This is a genomic window from Arthrobacter antibioticus (genome assembly GCF_030063205.1).
Taxonomy (GTDB): Bacteria; Actinomycetota; Actinomycetes; order Actinomycetales; family Micrococcaceae; genus Specibacter.
In genome coordinates this window covers 106993-123095 of the sequence record NZ_JASISQ010000006.1, presented here as the reverse complement: position 1 = coordinate 123095, position 16103 = coordinate 106993, and the positions used below count along the sequence as shown (strand labels likewise).

14 protein-coding genes are annotated in these 16103 nt (G+C 56.3%); 9 read left to right on the top strand and 5 right to left on the bottom strand.

Translation table 11 applies throughout. The features are described 5' to 3' along the window. Positions 1-8 precede the first annotated feature (8 nt). The gene (gene nrdR, locus QMG40_RS13330) at positions 9-521 is read left to right on the top strand and encodes a transcriptional regulator NrdR (protein WP_283531554.1); all 513 of its coding nucleotides are present in this window, start codon (positions 9-11) and stop codon (positions 519-521) included. Positions 522-595: 74 nt separating this feature from the next. Here the strand turns inward: nrdR and ppgK are convergent, their stop codons facing one another. Beyond that, positions 596-1390: a polyphosphate--glucose phosphotransferase gene (gene ppgK / locus QMG40_RS13325; protein ID WP_283531553.1), complete on the bottom strand. Its 795-nt coding sequence runs from the start codon at positions 1388-1390 to the stop codon at positions 596-598. Positions 1391-1492: 102 nt separating this feature from the next. Next, positions 1493-2371, bottom strand: a complete 879-nt coding sequence (map, locus tag QMG40_RS13320) for a type I methionyl aminopeptidase (RefSeq protein WP_283531552.1) — start codon at positions 2369-2371, stop codon at positions 1493-1495. Between the two features lie 113 nt (positions 2372-2484). Here map and QMG40_RS13315 point away from each other — a divergent pair, with 113 nt between their 5' ends. Next, complete coding sequence (locus QMG40_RS13315) at positions 2485-2655, top strand: SPOR domain-containing protein (RefSeq protein WP_283531551.1); 171 nt, start codon at positions 2485-2487, stop codon at positions 2653-2655. 53 nt (positions 2656-2708) lie between these two features. Here QMG40_RS13315 and panB read toward each other — a convergent pair whose 3' ends face one another. Further along, positions 2709-3680, bottom strand: coding sequence for a 3-methyl-2-oxobutanoate hydroxymethyltransferase (gene panB, locus QMG40_RS13310; RefSeq protein ID WP_459253009.1), 972 nt, complete (start codon positions 3678-3680; stop codon positions 2709-2711). Positions 3681-4031: 351 nt separating this feature from the next. Here panB and QMG40_RS13305 point away from each other — a divergent pair, with 351 nt between their 5' ends. Together QMG40_RS13305 and QMG40_RS13300 are read left to right on the top strand one after the other, a co-directional pair. After that, on the top strand, positions 4032-5378 hold the full coding sequence (locus tag QMG40_RS13305; RefSeq protein WP_283531550.1) for a glutamine synthetase family protein: 1347 nt from the start codon (positions 4032-4034) through the stop codon (positions 5376-5378). Between the two features lie 8 nt (positions 5379-5386). Beyond that, a complete protein-coding gene (locus tag QMG40_RS13300) occupies positions 5387-8491 on the top strand; it encodes a bifunctional [glutamine synthetase] adenylyltransferase/[glutamine synthetase]-adenylyl-L-tyrosine phosphorylase (RefSeq protein WP_283531549.1) in 3105 nt (1034 codons plus the stop codon). A 33-nt stretch (positions 8492-8524) separates the two neighbouring features. On the opposite strand, the gene QMG40_RS13295 is transcribed toward QMG40_RS13300, so the two are convergent. After that, positions 8525-10033: an arylsulfatase gene (locus QMG40_RS13295; RefSeq protein WP_283531548.1), complete on the bottom strand. Its 1509-nt coding sequence runs from the start codon at positions 10031-10033 to the stop codon at positions 8525-8527. A gap of 306 nt (positions 10034-10339) precedes the next feature. Between QMG40_RS13295 and QMG40_RS13290 the strand changes: the two genes are divergently transcribed. From QMG40_RS13290 to QMG40_RS13275, 4 genes are all read left to right on the top strand, one after another. Further along, on the top strand, positions 10340-11788 hold the full coding sequence (locus tag QMG40_RS13290) for an amino acid ABC transporter substrate-binding protein/permease (protein ID WP_283531547.1): 1449 nt from the start codon (positions 10340-10342) through the stop codon (positions 11786-11788). Further along, a complete protein-coding gene (locus QMG40_RS13285) occupies positions 11785-12525 on the top strand; it encodes an amino acid ABC transporter ATP-binding protein (RefSeq protein ID WP_283531546.1) in 741 nt (246 codons plus the stop codon). Before QMG40_RS13290 ends, QMG40_RS13285 begins: the two co-directional genes overlap by 4 nt. Positions 12526-12626: 101 nt before the next feature. Next, on the top strand, positions 12627-13538 hold the full coding sequence (locus tag QMG40_RS13280) for a glutaminase (RefSeq protein ID WP_283531662.1): 912 nt from the start codon (positions 12627-12629) through the stop codon (positions 13536-13538). A 140-nt stretch (positions 13539-13678) separates the two neighbouring features. After that, complete coding sequence (locus QMG40_RS13275) at positions 13679-13864, top strand: CsbD family protein (protein WP_283531545.1); 186 nt, start codon at positions 13679-13681, stop codon at positions 13862-13864. Positions 13865-14023: 159 nt separating this feature from the next. On the opposite strand, the gene glnA is transcribed toward QMG40_RS13275, so the two are convergent. Beyond that, positions 14024-15448, bottom strand: a complete 1425-nt coding sequence (gene glnA / locus QMG40_RS13270; RefSeq protein WP_283531544.1) for a type I glutamate--ammonia ligase — start codon at positions 15446-15448, stop codon at positions 14024-14026. 179 nt (positions 15449-15627) lie between these two features. On the opposite strand from glnA, the gene QMG40_RS13265 reads away from it, so the two are divergent. Continuing rightward, a complete protein-coding gene (locus QMG40_RS13265) occupies positions 15628-16065 on the top strand; it encodes an RDD family protein (protein WP_283531543.1) in 438 nt (145 codons plus the stop codon). Positions 16066-16103 lie beyond the last annotated feature (38 nt).

The following is a 16103-nucleotide window of genomic DNA, read 5'->3' as shown; positions in this document are numbered from 1 at the left end:
GGATCCGCATGTACTGCCCGTTCTGCCGTAATCCCGACTCGCGGGTGGTTGATTCCCGCCTCTCCGATGACGGCTCATCCATCCGCCGTCGCCGGCAATGCACCGAATGCGGGCGTCGTTTCAGCACAGTAGAAACGGCCAGCCTCTCAGTGTCCAAACGGTCAGGAGTCGCTGAGCCATTTAGCCGCAGCAAGATCATCAGTGGGGTGCGCAAAGCATGCCAGGGCCGACCCGTTACTGATGACGATCTGGCTGTGCTGGCCCAAGAAGTAGAAGAGTCAATCAGGGCCAGTGGCGCGGCCGAAATCGAGGCCAATGATGTGGGCCTCGCCATTTTGGCTCCGTTGAGGCGCCTTGACTTGGTGGCATATCTTCGATTCGCAAGCGTCTACCAGGCCTTTGAGTCGCTGGAAGACTTTGAAGGTTCAATTGCCACGCTGCGCAGCGAGAATGCAGCAGCAACGGCTGCTGCAGCTGGTGCGGTACAAAGCCAAACTCTCCACGACGGAAGCCAAAGCTAAAGCCGTAGCGTCAGCTGGAGCCCACTGACACTACGGCTTTAGTTGCATCGTGTCCACAATTGCGTTGCGGGCGGTTATTTAGTGAGTTTGAAATGTACGGCTGCCTGCAGCGCCCCGCCAACAATTCCGGCATTATTTTTCAACTCGGCCGTGATGATCTTGGTGCGTAACTTCAGTTTTGGCAAGTAGTCTTCACTGCGTTTTGAAATGCCGCCGCCAATAATGAACAGCTCAGGGGAGAACAGAAACTCTACGTGTGAGAAGTAGCGTTGGAGTCGGAGCGCGTATTCATCCCAGCTCAGGTCATCTCGTTGCCGTGCGCTGGCCGACGCTTGGGTCTCAGCGTCGAAGCCATCCAACTCCAAATGACCAAGTTCAACGTTGGGGACAAGCTTGCCATTGAAAATGAACGCCGAGCCTATGCCTGTGCCTAGAGTGATGACAAGAACTGTACCCTTGATGCCCTGACCCGCTCCGTAGCGGGCTTCGGCCAGACCTGCAGCGTCGGCGTCATTCATGACCTGAACGTCGCGGCCAAGTTCCTTGGTGAAGATCTCATCGACATTGGCGTCGATCCAGGACTTGTCCACGTTGGCTGCCGAACGAGCTACGCCGTGGGAGATGATCGCTGGAAAAGTGATGCCAACAGGTGCATCGTCTTTGGGTGCATCAGGGCGGGTTGAGAGTTCATCAACAACGGCCTTTACCACCTTGGCAACAGCTTGGGGAGTTGATGGCGTGGGGGTGTCGATCCTGAAACGGTCTCCTACTATGGTGCCGGTTTCTAAATCAACAATGCCGCCTTTGATACCGGTGCCGCCAATATCGATGCCAATGACAGTTGTTGGGTGTGAGTGCTTCTTAGACATTCGGGCTCCAAAGATAGAAGTTTTCGGTTCAAATTCGAGTCAGGTACTAAAGGTCTGTCAGGAAGGCGCTGCGCGTGTAATGGGCTGGGATAGTTGCTTGGGCTAGGGCAGCGTCAGGACTTCGGCGCCGGTGGCCGTGACAACCATGGTGTGTTCAAACTGGGCAGTGCGTTTACGGTCACGGGTAACAACCGTCCAGTCATCGCTCCACATGTCCCACTCGATACTGCCAAGGGTGAGCATCGGTTCGATGGTGAACACCATTCCCTCCTCGATGACAGTGCTGTAAGCGGGTGCAGCGTCATAATGCGGAATAATTAAACCCGTATGAAAGGCCTCGCCCACACCATGACCGGTGAAGTCACGCACCACACCATAGCCAAAGCGTTTGGCATATGCAGAGATGGCTCGCCCAATGACATTGATCTGACGTCCTGGCGCCACAGCGCGGATGGCACGGTTCAGTGATTCCTGCGTCCGTTCAACCAGCAGACGAGACTCCTCATCGACATTGCCAACGGTGAACGTGGCGTTGGTGTCGCCATGGACGCCGTTTTTAAACGCCGTGATATCTATGTTGATGATGTCCCCGTCTTCTACAACAGTGCTGTCAGGTATACCGTGACAGATCACCTCGTTGATGGATGAACACAGCGACTTGCGAAAACCCCTGTACCCAAGCGTTGACGGGTAAGCCATGTTATCAAGCAGGAACTCGTGCCCTATCCGATCCAAGGAATCGGTGGTCACCCCAGGGACAATATGTTTGCCAACCTCCACGATGGCTTGGGCAGCAATCTTGGAAGAGATGCGAATCTTTTCTAGAGTTTCCGCATCCTTCACCTCCGAACCCTTGAACGGTGCCGGGCCGGCTTTGCCCACGTATTCGGGGCGGGGGATGGACTGTGGTACGGCCAGCTCGGGGCTGATGATACCGGGAACGAGCTTGCCCAGTGGGGCCGTGGTTGCAGTGGAAGACATAAAGCCATCCTATAAGTTTTTGTCTACGGCGGCAGCCGTAGCCCCTGTAAGTGAACCTGCACGGCCTAAGATGGCAACTGTTGGATTGACCCCGCACAGAGTTGGAGAGCAACATGGCCAAATATTGGTACAACGTGGAAACTCATGAAGTTGAAAAGAATGCACAGTCAGGGTGGAAGTCCTTGATTGGACCCTATGAAACCCGCGAGGAAGCCCAGCAAGCCCTCGCTAAGGTCCAAGAACGCAATGAGATTGCTGATGCTCTTGAAGAAGAAGAAGACTAGTTACCGAACTTTCATCTTTTGCTCCGGTCGTGCCTCGTGCAAGAGTTCAGGTGCTAGAAGGTGTGTTCCGGGCCGGGGAACACACCTGTGCGCACCTCATCGGCAAACTCGCGAGCGGCGTCGGCCAGGACGGTGCGCATTTGCGCATACTGTTTCACGAATTTGGCCATCTTCCCTGTCCGTAGTCCCGCCATATCCTGCCATACCAGTACCTGCCCGGTTGTTGAATTCCCGGCACCGATACCCACAGTTGGCACAGTGAGAGCGGCGTCTACAGCGGCGGCCGTGACGGCCGGGACCATTTCCATCAGCACACAGAACGCGCCGGCGTCAGCTAGCGCCACCGCGTCCTCGATCAAGGCTTGAGCCATATCACCGCGACCCTGCACCCGGTACCCGCCAAGTACGTGCTCACTTTGCGGTGTGAAGCCAATGTGAGCCATCACGGGGATGCCAGCCTGGGTCAACGCACGCACAGTTGGTGCGTAATACGCCCCACCTTCCATTTTGACGGCATGGACCAGCCCCTCTTTCATCAGCCGCACCGAGGAGGCGATGGCTTGCTCGGGGGACTGTTCATAACTGCCAAAGGGGAGATCGGCAACCACCAGTGCCCGTTTAGACCCAGCCGTCACTGCACGGGAGAGAATAATCATTTCATCCAAGGTGATGGGCAGCGATGTTTCATTGCCAAGGACGTTATTTGACGCCGAATCCCCAATGAGCAGTACTTCGATACCGGCTTCATCAAAAATCTGTGCCGTGTACTGGTCGTAGGCGGTGAGCATGGCGAATTTCTCGCCAGCACGTTTGGTGGCCTGCAAATGGTGTGTGCGGATTTTGTGTGCTGTGGGCGGGATGCCAGCTGGTCCAGCTGATGCAGTGGCGCCGGCACCATTGCCGTAGGGTGCTGCCAGTTCAGCTGTGTCGGACGCGCTGGAAATGGACGCAGCGGAATCAGACGCAGAGGAATCAGACACAGAGGAATCAGACACAGCGGAATCAGGAATGTTCGTGGGTGACATGCTCCCAGCCTATTACGACTCGTGTGGTGAAGTCGGCACGTTGAGACGGAGGCAAGCATGAAAGCGCGGAAATTTCCTTGTTTGTGACATCGTGCGACGGTGTTTTGGAAAAAGTTGCAGCACTAGTTTTGAAAAAAACACAGGCACGAACACGTGGCGTTGCAGATAGCCGAACTGGCTGCTCTGGCTGGCAGGAGAACTTGCCCAGACGTAACGGCGGATGTCAAAGCTTGGGTACAACCGCCCCGCTAGTAGAGTGGGCATTGCAGGGAAAGCACCTGCCCGTAAACCCTTCCGTCGTCTGAGCAGAATCGTTGCCAGCGCCGGGGCGCCACAGGAAGAGGCCCGTACATGAACCGTCAGCAAGAATTTGTGTTGCGCACCATCGAAGAGCGTGACGTGCGGTTTGTTCGCCTCTGGTTCACCGACGTGGTGGGCAGCTTGAAATCGGTGGCGCTGGCCCCCGCCGAGGTGGAAGGTGCTTTTGAAGAAGGCCTCGGTTTTGACGGTTCCGCGATCGAAGGCCTAGCCAGAGTTTTTGAGTCGGACATGCTGGCTCAACCTGACCCATCAACCTTTCAGATCCTGCCGTGGCGCGGGAATGGACATACGGAGCAGACCTCACGCATGTTTTGCGATATTCTGACCCCCGACGGCGAACCCTCCGCCGCTGATCCCCGCAACGTTCTCAAACGGACCTTGGAGAAGGCAGCGGATATGGGATTCACCTGTTACACCCACCCCGAGATCGAGTTCTATCTACTTAAATCCGATAAGCCGGGCCCGGATGGCATCCCCATCCCCGTAGACCATGCCGGCTACTTTGACCATGTCCCCGGAGGCGTGGCACAGGACTTCCGGCGCACTGCCGTAACAATGCTTGAAGACGTGGGCATCTCCGTTGAATTTAGCCACCATGAAGGTGGTCCCGGCCAAAATGAGATAGACCTGCGATACGCGGATGCCTTGGCAACAGCAGATAACATCATGACGTTTCGGACCGTGATCCGCGAGGTTGCTATTAAGCAGGGGACGTACGCCACGTTCATGCCCAAACCGTTCTCAGATCACCCGGGGTCGGGGATGCACACACATTTCTCCTTGTTTGAGGGCGATACGAACGCGTTCCATGAGCCGGGTGCCGAGTATCAAATGTCTAAAACAGCGCGCCAGTTCATGGCCGGCGTACTCAAGCACGCCCCCGAGTTCACCGCCGTCACGAATCAATTCGTCAACTCATACAAACGTTTGTGGGGAGGCGGGGAGGCCCCCAGCTATGTCTCCTGGGGTCACAACAACCGATCCGCTTTGGTTCGTGTGCCGTTGTACAAGCCGGGCAAGGGACAAGCCTCACGGTTGGAATACCGTGGTATTGATTCAGCCGCGAACCCATATCTGGCCTTTTCAGTGCTGCTAGGGGCAGGCTTGAAAGGGATCGAGGAAGATTACGAACTTCCACCTGCAGCTGTAGAGGACATCAGTGCCCTGACAAGTGGCGAACGCCGCGCCTTGGGGCACGATCCGCTGCCCTCAAGCCTCCACGATGCTGTGCGCCAAATGGAAGAGTCCGAACTTCTGCCGGAGATTCTTGGTGAGCAGGTCTTTGAGAACTTCCTGCGGAATAAGCGGGCAGAGTGGCAGGACTACCGGCTTCAAGTCACACCCTACGAACTCAGCCGCTACCTGGGAGTGCTTTAAAAACTGTCATGAGTTCGTTAACACGCACGCTTATCACCCGTGGTTTCACCGATCTGGAAACTTGTGAGAGGTTCCTAGGTTTTTCCGAACTGGCCGGGCTGGACCAGGGGGAGCTGCTGAACGCCTTGGCGGTGGCAGACAATCCCGATCTGGCCTTGCAGTCCTTGGTGCGTTTGCTTAGCGCCGTGCCTGAAAGCCGCGAGAAGTTGAACGTGGTGGATCCGGAATCCGGGGAGTTGGTCTCCAATGAGCCGCTGTTCAGACTTTTAGGTGCTTCGGAAGCGCTGGCAGATTTTCTCATGCGCCATCCCGAACACTTGGACGTCGTTGACGCTGTTGCCGTGCTTGAACCGGTTGCCGTAGATGCTGAGGTGCTGCGGGAGTCCCTGTTGCGTGCGGTAGGTGCGGACCCGGCCTCGGAGATGCCAACTGCGGAACTGGTAGGAACCGACGCGCGGATAGCCCTACGCAGTCAATACCGTAGACACCTGTGCGAACTCACGATGCGAGACTTAGGCGCAGCCTCGCCGCAATCCCTTATGCCGATGATTGGTGCGGAGTTGGCAGATCTGGCTGCGGCCGCCGTTGAAGCGGCTCTGGCCGTTGCCCGCACAGAAGTCGGGGTCGCCTTCGGCGCGCAGAAGGTGGCTGCGCTCCGGTTTGCCGTGATTGGTATGGGCAAGTGCGGGGCGCGGGAACTGAACTATATTTCAGACGTGGACGTCATGTATGTGGTGGCCACCAACGAGCCCGTCAGCAGCACTGCGGATGTCCCGGATGAGGCGAAAACGCAGGTGGTGGATGCCCCTGCCAGCATTGACGAGGCAGAGGCTGCACGCTTGGGTAATGCCTTAGCTGGTGCGCTAACTAGGACTATTTACTCGCCCGAACGTGAGCCAGGGCTGTGGGAGGTTGACGCAAACCTGCGCCCCGAAGGAGCTGACGGACAGTTGGTGCGCAGCCTGGATTCATATGTGGCGTACTACCACCGTTGGGCGGAAAGCTGGGAGTTCCAGGCGCTACTGAAGGCGCGGGCGATGGCCGGGGACAAAGAGCTGGGGAAAGCTTTCGAGGATGCCATTGAACCGATGATTTGGGCCTCTTCAGAGCGGGAAGGCTTTGTTGAGTCGGTTCAGGCGATGCGTCGGAGAGTCACGGCCAACATTCGTGATGATGAGGCAGAGCGCCAAATTAAGCTTGGTAACGGGGGCTTGCGCGATGTGGAGTTTACTGTTCAGCTTCTACAACTTGTGCATGGGCGAACCGATACCAGCATCAGGTCCCGGGCAACAACGACAGCGATCGATGAGCTGACTAAAGCTGGCTATATTGGCAGAACCGATGCTGCACTGCTGCTGAACCACTACACGTACCTGCGGGTATTGGAGCATCGAATACAGCTGGTGCAAATGCGCAGGACGCACACCATGCCGACCGCTCCTGACCAATTACGTGCATTGGCGCGGGCTCTGGCCGGGCCGCTGAGTACAAAGCGGCCAAGCGCCGAATCGTTATTGTCAGACTGGGCCAAGGTCAAACGCTCAGTCAACTCCTTGCATAAGAGGATTTTTTATCGTCCCATTCTGGCCACGGCCGCGCATCTCAGTGTTGAAGACGCGGCGTTGACAACGGGTGCGGCACGGGCCCGGCTGGCCGCGCTGGGCTATCGCGATACCGCCGGGGCCACCAGACACATTGAGGCGCTCACTGCCGGAGTGAGCCGCCGGGCGGCTTTGCAACGGCAGTTACTACCTGTGCTGCTTGGCTGGCTGGCCGACGGCGTTGACCCAGACGCCGGGTTGCTGGCGTTCCGGCGAGTCAGTGATGCATTAGGTACCTCGCATTGGTATTTGGGCATGCTGCGGGATCATCAAGCTGCAGCCGAACGCCTGTGCCACTTACTCTCAAGTTCACGCCTGGTCAGTGACCTTCTTGAAGTCTCTCCCGAAGCGACGGCATGGTTGGGCAGCTCCAAGGACTTAAAACCGGAGAGTTTTCAGGCTCAATGGACAGAAATCCAAGCAACCATCTCCCGCCATGGCGAAGCAACAGGAGCTATTCGCCTGATCAGGCTGATTAGGCAACGCGAAATTCTGCGGATTGCTATCGCAGATTCCTGCGGACTGCTCAGCCAGGACGAGGTTTCCGCGGCGTTGAGTGATGCTGACAAAGCAACAGTTTTAGGTGCCCTGCGCATTGCGGAGAAGGAGGTGTACGCAGACCAAGAAGTCCTGACGAAGGTGCTGGTTGTTGCCATGGGCCGTCAGGGAGGACGAGAAATTGGTTATGGCTCAGATGCGGATGTCTTGTTCGTACACAAGCCTGTTGGAGACCTCAGCGAAGAACAGCTCAGGGAAGCAAATAAACAGGCCATGGCGATTGGGCAGAAGCTGACAGCCCTGTTGACTGCCCCCGTGCGCCCGGCCATCAAGGCTGAGCGGGTACTGCGTATTGATGCCGATCTACGGCCCGAAGGACGTAATGGTCCACTTGTCCGTTCTTTGGAGGCATACCGGGGGTATTACGCGCGCTGGTCATCGGCATGGGAAGCCCAAGCCTTGCTGCGCGCGTTACCCATGGCAGGCTGTGACGATTTGGCGCAGGAGTTTGTGTCGATGGTGGACCCCATCCGCTACCGACGCACGCTTTCAGAAACCGATACGCGAGAGATCAAGCGCTTGAAGGCTCGGATGGAATCTGAACGGTTGCCTCGCGGGGCCGATCCGGCCAGGCACGTAAAGTTGGGGCGGGGCGGGCTCAGCGACGTTGAGTGGCTGGTTCAGCTGTGGCAGCTCCAGCATGCCCATGCTCATCCTGAGCTGCGTACAACTCAAACCTTGCCAGCGCTGCATGCCGCGAAGGATCTTGGGTTTGTGGATGAGGGCGAAGCGGAGCTTTTGGAAGCGGCGTGGCGGTTGGCGGGAAAGATCCGCAATGCCAACGTCATGTGGACAGGCAACTCCTCGGACATGCTGCCATCTGCCAGGGGAGACTTGGAAGCCGTGGCCAGATGGTGCGGTTATGAACCGGGTAATGCCGCTACTTTTGAGGACGACTACCTAAGTCTCACCCGCCGTACCAGGGCAGTCTTTGAACGCCTGTATTACGGCTGAGTGGGGTCCTGCCCTGAATAATGTGGACTAGTTTCAGCGCACCTTTTCTGCCAGTGCCCGGGCGTGGGAGAGCATGGTGACAACGGCCGCCCCTGTCACCAACGCTCCGTCCTGCACGAATCTTTCCTCACGCCCTGTGAGAACCTCTATCAACCTGCCCTTCCACAAGACCAGCAAATCGGCATGTTCGGGCAGGGGAGCGAGGTTGTGCATTTCCTCGGGATCATTACTGAGATCAAAGAGCTCCTCCGAGCCCCATTCTGAAGCCCACAGGTACTTCACCTTCCCGTCGGTGACCCATTGCAGGGACTGGCCAAAGTAGACATGTTCGCCATGCAGCCATTGCCGCCACGGCTCCTCTTCCGGTATGGGGCAAGAGCCGCCGGGATCGGTACTATTGCGTACAAATCTGGCTAGTGAGCGCCCGTCACACGATGCGGGGATCGGCACGTCGGCGAGTTCCAGCAACGTGGGCATGATGTCGCGCAGCTCAACTACCTCCTCAACAACGCCGCCACGTTTCGCAACAGGATCATTGGGGGCAGGAACCACAATGAGGGGCACCCGTGCGGAACCTTCATAGCCAACAGATTTGCGGTAAAAATCATGGTCTCCTAGCATCTCACCGTGATCTGACGTAAAAGCGATAACCGTGTCATCAGCAAGCCCAAACTCTCCTAATGCTTCAAAAACGCGCATCAGTTGCAGGTCAATGTGGGTCATTAGTCCGTAATATCCGGCCCTGGCCCTGTGGGTCACCGCCTCTGGTAGCGTGCCAAATGACAATTGGTGGTTACCGTTGGTGCGCAGGGACTCATAGTGGTGCTCCCAATCACCAACACGGCGCTTAAAGGCCGGCAAATCAAGGTACATGTCCAAGGCCCATGCGGGAGGATCGTAAGGCGGGTGGGGGCGGTGGAATGAAAGGTAAAGGAAGAACGGGACTGTGGGATCTCGCCGGTAGAGCCACTCAACGGCCTGTGTGCACGTCCATGACGTAGGGTGCAAACGTTCTGCTTTGTCCCACGGCCGGGCTACGGTGGAATTGCATCCGGCACCATGGTCAAAGTATTCCTCATCTGGGCTCACACCGGGTTGGCGGCGCAACCATGGGACGTAGTCGTCGAAGAACTTAAAGTCGCGTTTGTGTTCCTTGCGGGCAAAGTGCAGGAATCCGTCGTGCAAGATGACATCCTCGAAGCCCACACGGCTGCGTTCCGGGTACACATGCAGTTTCCCAATGGCCTGAGTTTGATACCCGGCTTTCTTAAACTCTCCTTGCATGGTGATGGGGTGGAGATCAGTAAAATTCACACCTTCCTGGTATCCCACCCTGCCGTGGCGTTCCTGAGATTGGCCCGTGAACAATGCCACGCGAGCTGGTACACACGTGGGTGTGGCGGAATAGGCATGCCGGAACCGGGCGCCTCGAGAAGCAAGTTCATCAAGGTGTGGAGTTTGGACATAGGGGTGAGCCTCCGCCCCCAAACAGTCCCCACGCCACTCGTCGACGCAAATCAGGATCACATTGGGCTTGTTCATGTTCTTCTTTCACGGGACGCTCACACGGGGAAAGTAATCGAAACCACATTCAGCATAGGTGAAAGGCCACCCCAAGGCTCGTTAGGTGCTGCCACACGGACCCGCCAAAGAGGGCCAGGTTATGTCCAAGAGTGCTGTAGTCTCGCGTGAACCCGCCAAAGGCTGTAACGTCTTTTGGGTACTTCATTCGGCCCAGGAGGGGCGAAACACTGTTGTGAGGGAAAATTTATGCTTAGGCTTCCACCCATACGGCGGCGCAGAGGTGGCATTTTTGCCACTCTGGCCGCCTTTTTTACTGTAGCAATCATGCTTTTCGGGATCGGCGGGGCCTCAGCGTTGAGCGCATCGGCCGCTCCTGCCACCCCGGCAAATGTTATTTCCGCACCCACAAAAGCGCTCCAAGGCGATGTTAAAGGCAAGACCTTTTCAATTGCTACTGACACCACTTTTGCCCCGTTTGAGTTCCGGGACGGGAGCGGTGAGCTGGTCGGTATCGACATGGACCTGCTGCGGGCCATTGCCGTAGACCAAGGCTTCGAAGTGGATATTAAATCACTGGGCTTTGACGCTGCATTGCAAGCGCTGCAGTCCAACCAGGTGGCGGGCGTTATTGCCGGCATGTCCATTACGGATGAGCGGAAGCAGATCTTTGACTTCTCCGCACCTTACTTTGACTCCGGCGTGCAAATGGCGGTCGCCACTAACAACGGCGAGATCACTTCCTATGCGGATCTGAAAGGCAAGACTGTCACAGCTAAGCGTGGCAGTGAAGGCGAGTCCTTTGCTAACTCGATTAAGGCTGAGTACAACTTTACGGTGAAGGCTTTGGCTGATTCGGCCACTATGTACGACGACGTTAAAGCAGGCAACTCTGTGGCCGTCTTCGATGACTACCCGGTGCTTGCCTACGGTGTCAGCCAGAACAATGGCCTGAAAATTGTTACGGAGAAAGAACAGGGCAGCTCCTACGGATTTGCCGTTAACAAGGGCCAAAACCCGGAACTGCTAGCCGCCTTTGACGCTGGTCTGAGCAACTTGAAGGCCAATGGCGAGTACGACAAGATCCTCGACAAGTACCTGGCTAAGTCCGAAGTTGCCGAACAGGTCAGCTTTTTCCAACTCGTCAAGGATAGTTTTCCAGCCCTGATGAAGGGGCTATGGCTGACAATGGTCGCCACGGTGCTTTCATTGGCCATTGCACTGGTATTGGGCATCCTCTTTGGATTCTTCAAGGTGGCCGAGAGCAGGATTCTGCGCGGCATTGCCACGACGTACGTTTCTATCTTCCGTGGAACTCCGCTGCTAGTCCAAGCGTTCTTCTTCTACTTTGGTTTGCCGCAGATGACCGGGCAGCCAATCGATGTTCTCAGTGCCGGCGTTTTGACACTGAGTCTTAACGCTGGTGCCTATATGACAGAGATTGTCCGTGGCGGCATTCAATCCGTTGACCCTGGACAATTGGAAGCCAGCCGCAGCCTGGGCTTAGGGTACGTCACCTCCATGCGCCGTGTAGTGGTGCCGCAGGCTGTGAAGATTATGACGCCGTCGTTCATCAACCAGTTCGTCATCACGCTCAAGGACACCTCGTTGCTGGCCGTCATTGGCTTCGCGGAGCTGACGTATCAGGGCCAACAGATTTACGCGTCCAACTTCCGCACGGGTGAGACACTGCTGATTGTGGCGGCTCTGTACTTTATTGTGATCTCGATCTTGACCCAGCTTTCCAACGCTTTGGACAGGAAGTTCAACAAATGAGCGAAAAAAACGCGAAAATCAGTGTCCGTCAACTGAAGAAGTCGTTTGGCTCCAATGAAGTCCTCAAAGGCTTGGACGTTGATATTGCCGAAGGCGAGGTGGTATGCGTAATTGGGCCATCAGGTTCGGGTAAATCAACGTTCCTGCGCTGCCTGAATAAGCTTGAGGACATTACTGCCGGTACTGTCACGATCAGCGGTGTTGACCTGACCGATGCAGACGTTGATTTGAACACCGTCCGGGCAAACATTGGCATGGTCTTTCAGCACTTCAACCTGTTCCCGCACATGTCAGTGATCCAAAACATCATGCTGGCGCCGGTGGAACTCAAGAAATTGGACAAGGCCGGGGCAAGGGCTCAGGCGATGAAGCTGCTTGAACGGGTTGGGCTTGTCGAGAAAGCCGATGCTCGGCCGGCATCGCTTTCCGGCGGGCAGAAACAGCGTGTGGCCATTGCACGTGCCCTGGCTATGAACCCCGACATCATGCTCTTCGATGAGGCTACCAGCGCTTTGGACCCGGAAATGGTCGGGGAGGTGCTGGCGGTTATTCGCGATCTGGCCGCCGAGGGCATGACAATGGTGGTAGTCACGCATGAGATGGGCTTTGCTCGCGAAGTGGCTGACAGGGTTGTCTTCATGGACGAGGGGCTTATCTGCGAGGAAGGCACTCCGGAAGAAATGTTCTCAAACGCCCAGCAGCCGCGATTGCAGGATTTTCTGGCCAAGGTTCTCTAGCGGGAGCGCAAAGGTGGCCGGCCAGTGGGCTGGCCACCTTTTGCGTGTAGATTTATTGGTTGGGCGCACCACGCCGGCACAACAGTTTAGGAGCGTATGTGATGGACATGCAGGGCATCCTCGATGGCATCGTTGATCATGTTGCACCCCTGTGCGAACGAGGAGAAGTAGCGGCCTACATTCCCAGTTTAAGTAAAGTACCGCGGGATAAATTTGGCATCTGTGTGGCCATGTCCGATGGGACAGTGTATGGGGCAGGGGACTGGCAGGAGCCGTTTTCCATTCAAAGTATTTCCAAAGTTTTTTCATTGGCTCTAGTGATGTCCTATGACTACGATTCGATCTGGCGGCGAGTTTTCCGGGAGCCCTCAGGGACACCCTTTAACTCCATGGTTCAGCTAGAAGCCGATCGGGGTATACCGCGGAACCCTTTTATCAATGCTGGTGCTCTGGTTGTCACAGACAGGCTATTGACTCTCACAGGTGATGCTGCCGGTTCGGTACGCGGGCTTGTGCGCAGGGAATCAGGATCTGCTGACGTTGATGTGGATGCGGTGGTGGCGGCCTCAGAATCGGGACACGGTCACCGGAACGCTTCAATGGCGCATTTGCTGGCCAGCTACGGCAACCTTGAGAACCCGGTTGAGGACGTTCTGGCTAACTACTTCGACCAGTGCGCCCTTGAAATGAGCTGTGAGGACCTAGCCAAGGCATCACTGTTCCTAGCCCGTCATGGCGTCTCTTCGGGCGGTACACCGTTCCTGAGCCCCAATCAAAGCAAGCGTGTCAACGCTGTGATGCTCACTTGTGGCACCTATGACGCTGCGGGGGAGTTTGCTTACCGTGTGGGTGTGCCATGCAAAAGCGGTGTGGGCGGCGGTATCGTAGCCATTGTTCCTGGCCGCTGCTCGGTCACCGTATGGGGCCCTGCGCTGGGCCCCAACGGTAATTCAATGGCAGGCATTGCGGCGTTGGATGAGTTCACCGCCCGTACCGACTGGTCCATTTTTTAGGTTTTTTTACTATGCATTTTCACTGTTTTCTGCGGTGAGAGAGGTGATCTCACTGCTCCACTGCACTCACAGGTAATTCACAGCTTGAATAAGTAGCGTGGAAATCGTCACCAGTTGGATTGATCTTTAAGGAGGGCCCCATGGGACTCGGAGATAAAATTAGCAACAAGGCAGAGGAAATGACCGGCAAGGTCAAGGAAACTACCGGAGATGCAACCAATAACGAGAAGCTTCAGGCAGAAGGCGTTGCAGATCAGGCTTCGGCGAAAACCAAGCAGGCCGGTGAGCACGTCAAGGATGCTGCTAAGGACGTTTTCGATAAGTAAGCACTAGATATTGCTTACGTCTTGACGTTTGATAGGCAAAGTCAGGGGCCGGAACATTACGTTCGGGCCCCTGACTTTTTTTATTTCCCAAGAACGCGCCGCAACGGTTAGGGCGGGCCCAGAACTGCTGCCTACCCTAACCGCTGCGGCGTGTTCTGGTTAGCAGCTGTAGTAGAGCTCAAACTCGTACGGGTTTGGGCGCAGTTGCAGCGGCTTGATCTCGTATTCGCGCTTGTAGTCGATCCACGTGTCAATCAAATCCTGCGTGAATACGCCACCGGCCTGCAAGAAGTCGTTGTCGTTTTCCAAGGCGATAAGCGCCTCTTCCAGAGACTCAGGTGCCTTGGGAATGTCCTTGGCTTCTTCCGGGGGGAGCTCGTACAGGTCCTTGTCAATGGGCGCCGGCGGTTCGATCCGGTTCTTGATGCCGTCAAGACCAGCCATCAGCTGGGCGGAGAAGGCCAGATACGGGTTCGATGAGGCGTCAGGTGCACGGAACTCCAAGCGCTTGGCTTTCGGGTTCGAGCCGGTGATCGGGATGCGGATACCCGCCGAGCGGTTACCCTGCGAGTACACCATGTTCACCGGGGCCTCAAAGCCCTTCACCAAACGGCGGTAGGAGTTCACTGTGGGGTTGGTGAAGGCCAGCACAGCATCGGCGTGCTTGAGCAGCCCGCCAATGTACCAGCGCGCCATGTCGGACAGGCCGGCGTAGCCCTTCTCGTCGTAGAACAATGGATCGCCATTGCTCCACAGTGACTGGTGGCAGTGCATGCCGGATCCGTTGTCACCAAAGACGGGTTTAGGCATGAACGTTACGGACTTGCCCCAGGCCCAGGCCGTGTTCTTAATGATGTATTTGAACTTCTGCAGATCGTCGGCAGAGTGTACCAGCGTGTTGAACTTGTAATTGATTTCGGCCTGACCGGCCGCACCAACTTCGTGGTGGGAGCGCTCAACTTCAAGGCCGGCAGCATCCATTTCAAGGCACATGGCGTCACGCAGATCAGCCTGGTGGTCAATGGGGGCCACCGGGAAGTAGCCGCCCTTTTCTGGCGTCTTGTAGCCTAAGTTGCCGCCTTCTTCTACCCTGCCCGTGTTCCAGTAGGCCTCTTCGGAGTCGATCTTGTAGAAGGATCCTTTTGCGGAGGACTCGTACTGGACATTGTCAAAGACAAAGAATTCGGCCTCGGCACCAAAGAAGGCTGTGTCTGCAATGCCTGTTGAGGCCAGGTAGGCCTCTGCCTTCTCGGCAACACCACGAGGATCGCGGTGGTAAGGATCTCCGGTACGCGGGTTGACGATGGAGAAATTCAACGCCAGCGTCTTCTCCAAACGGAACGTGTCAATAAAAGCGGTCTTGGGGTCCGGGATCAGCTGCATGTCTGACTCTGCGATGCCCTGGAAGCCGCGGATGGAGGAACCATCGAACAGCTGACCGTTGACGAAAAAATCAAGGTCAACAGTTTTGGCAGGCACGTTGAAGTGCTGCTGGACACCGGGCAGATCTGTGAATCGGATATCGACGAACTTAACATCTTCGTCTTTGATGAACTGGAGGACTTCTTCCGCGTTCTTGAACATTTACGCTCCTTGGCGCTGGGGGATGTGGCCGGCTGGGTGCGGCTACGTTGCCTGTACGACTGAGATAAGCCTAGAACCAGAGCATTACCCCATCGTGTCAGAAATGTTTCCGGCACGTTACAAGCGCCCCGGGAAGTCCCGGTGCCCCTGCTTCGGGCCCACACCGGTAAGCTGTTGGTGTGGTAGATCGTAAAGACTTAGGTTCCTGGCTCAGCGGGCCGGACACTTCCAATATATCCAAATTCCCGGGCGCGCGTTTAGGGCTACCCGAAAGTGGGCCTAAATCGATGGCCCGTGCAGGCCGGCGCATCCTTGCCCTCTGTATTGATTGGGGTTTGTGCTATCTGATTGCGATAGCTTTTTTTGACGCCAACCCGAACGCTATCTTGGCTGTCTTCGCCGTTGAACAGATGGTTCTTGTTGGCACACTTGGCTACAGCGTGGGCCACAGGATCATGGGCATCCAGGTTACAAGGCTCGACGGCGGTCCTGCAGGCTTGCTGGCGGGCGTTGTTCGCGCTGTGCTGGTGTGTCTGGTGATCCCTGCCGTGATTATGGATGCGGACCACCGCGGCCTGCATGACAGGGCTATGAAAACGATTTTAGTGCGTCGCTAGAGTCCTGAAGTATCGATTCAGGTACAGGAACTGGTTAC

Coding starts and splice junctions, on each gene's coding strand:
- nrdR (WP_283531554.1), top strand. CDS start 9: ATGTACTGCCCGTTCTGCCGTAATCCCGACTCGCGGGTGGTTGATTCC.
- ppgK (WP_283531553.1), bottom strand. CDS start 1,390: ATGTCTAAGAAGCACTCACACCCAACAACTGTCATTGGCATCGATATT.
- map (WP_283531552.1), bottom strand. CDS start 2,371: ATGTCTTCCACTGCAACCACGGCCCCACTGGGCAAGCTCGTTCCCGGT.
- QMG40_RS13315 (WP_283531551.1), top strand. CDS start 2,485: ATGGCCAAATATTGGTACAACGTGGAAACTCATGAAGTTGAAAAGAAT.
- panB (WP_459253009.1), bottom strand. CDS start 3,680: ATGTCACCCACGAACATTCCTGATTCCGCTGTGTCTGATTCCTCTGTG.
- QMG40_RS13305 (WP_283531550.1), top strand. CDS start 4,032: ATGAACCGTCAGCAAGAATTTGTGTTGCGCACCATCGAAGAGCGTGAC.
- QMG40_RS13300 (WP_283531549.1), top strand. CDS start 5,387: ATGAGTTCGTTAACACGCACGCTTATCACCCGTGGTTTCACCGATCTG.
- QMG40_RS13295 (WP_283531548.1), bottom strand. CDS start 10,033: ATGAACAAGCCCAATGTGATCCTGATTTGCGTCGACGAGTGGCGTGGG.
- QMG40_RS13290 (WP_283531547.1), top strand. CDS start 10,340: ATGCTTTTCGGGATCGGCGGGGCCTCAGCGTTGAGCGCATCGGCCGCT.
- QMG40_RS13285 (WP_283531546.1), top strand. CDS start 11,785: ATGAGCGAAAAAAACGCGAAAATCAGTGTCCGTCAACTGAAGAAGTCG.
- QMG40_RS13280 (WP_283531662.1), top strand. CDS start 12,627: ATGGACATGCAGGGCATCCTCGATGGCATCGTTGATCATGTTGCACCC.
- QMG40_RS13275 (WP_283531545.1), top strand. CDS start 13,679: ATGGGACTCGGAGATAAAATTAGCAACAAGGCAGAGGAAATGACCGGC.
- glnA (WP_283531544.1), bottom strand. CDS start 15,448: ATGTTCAAGAACGCGGAAGAAGTCCTCCAGTTCATCAAAGACGAAGAT.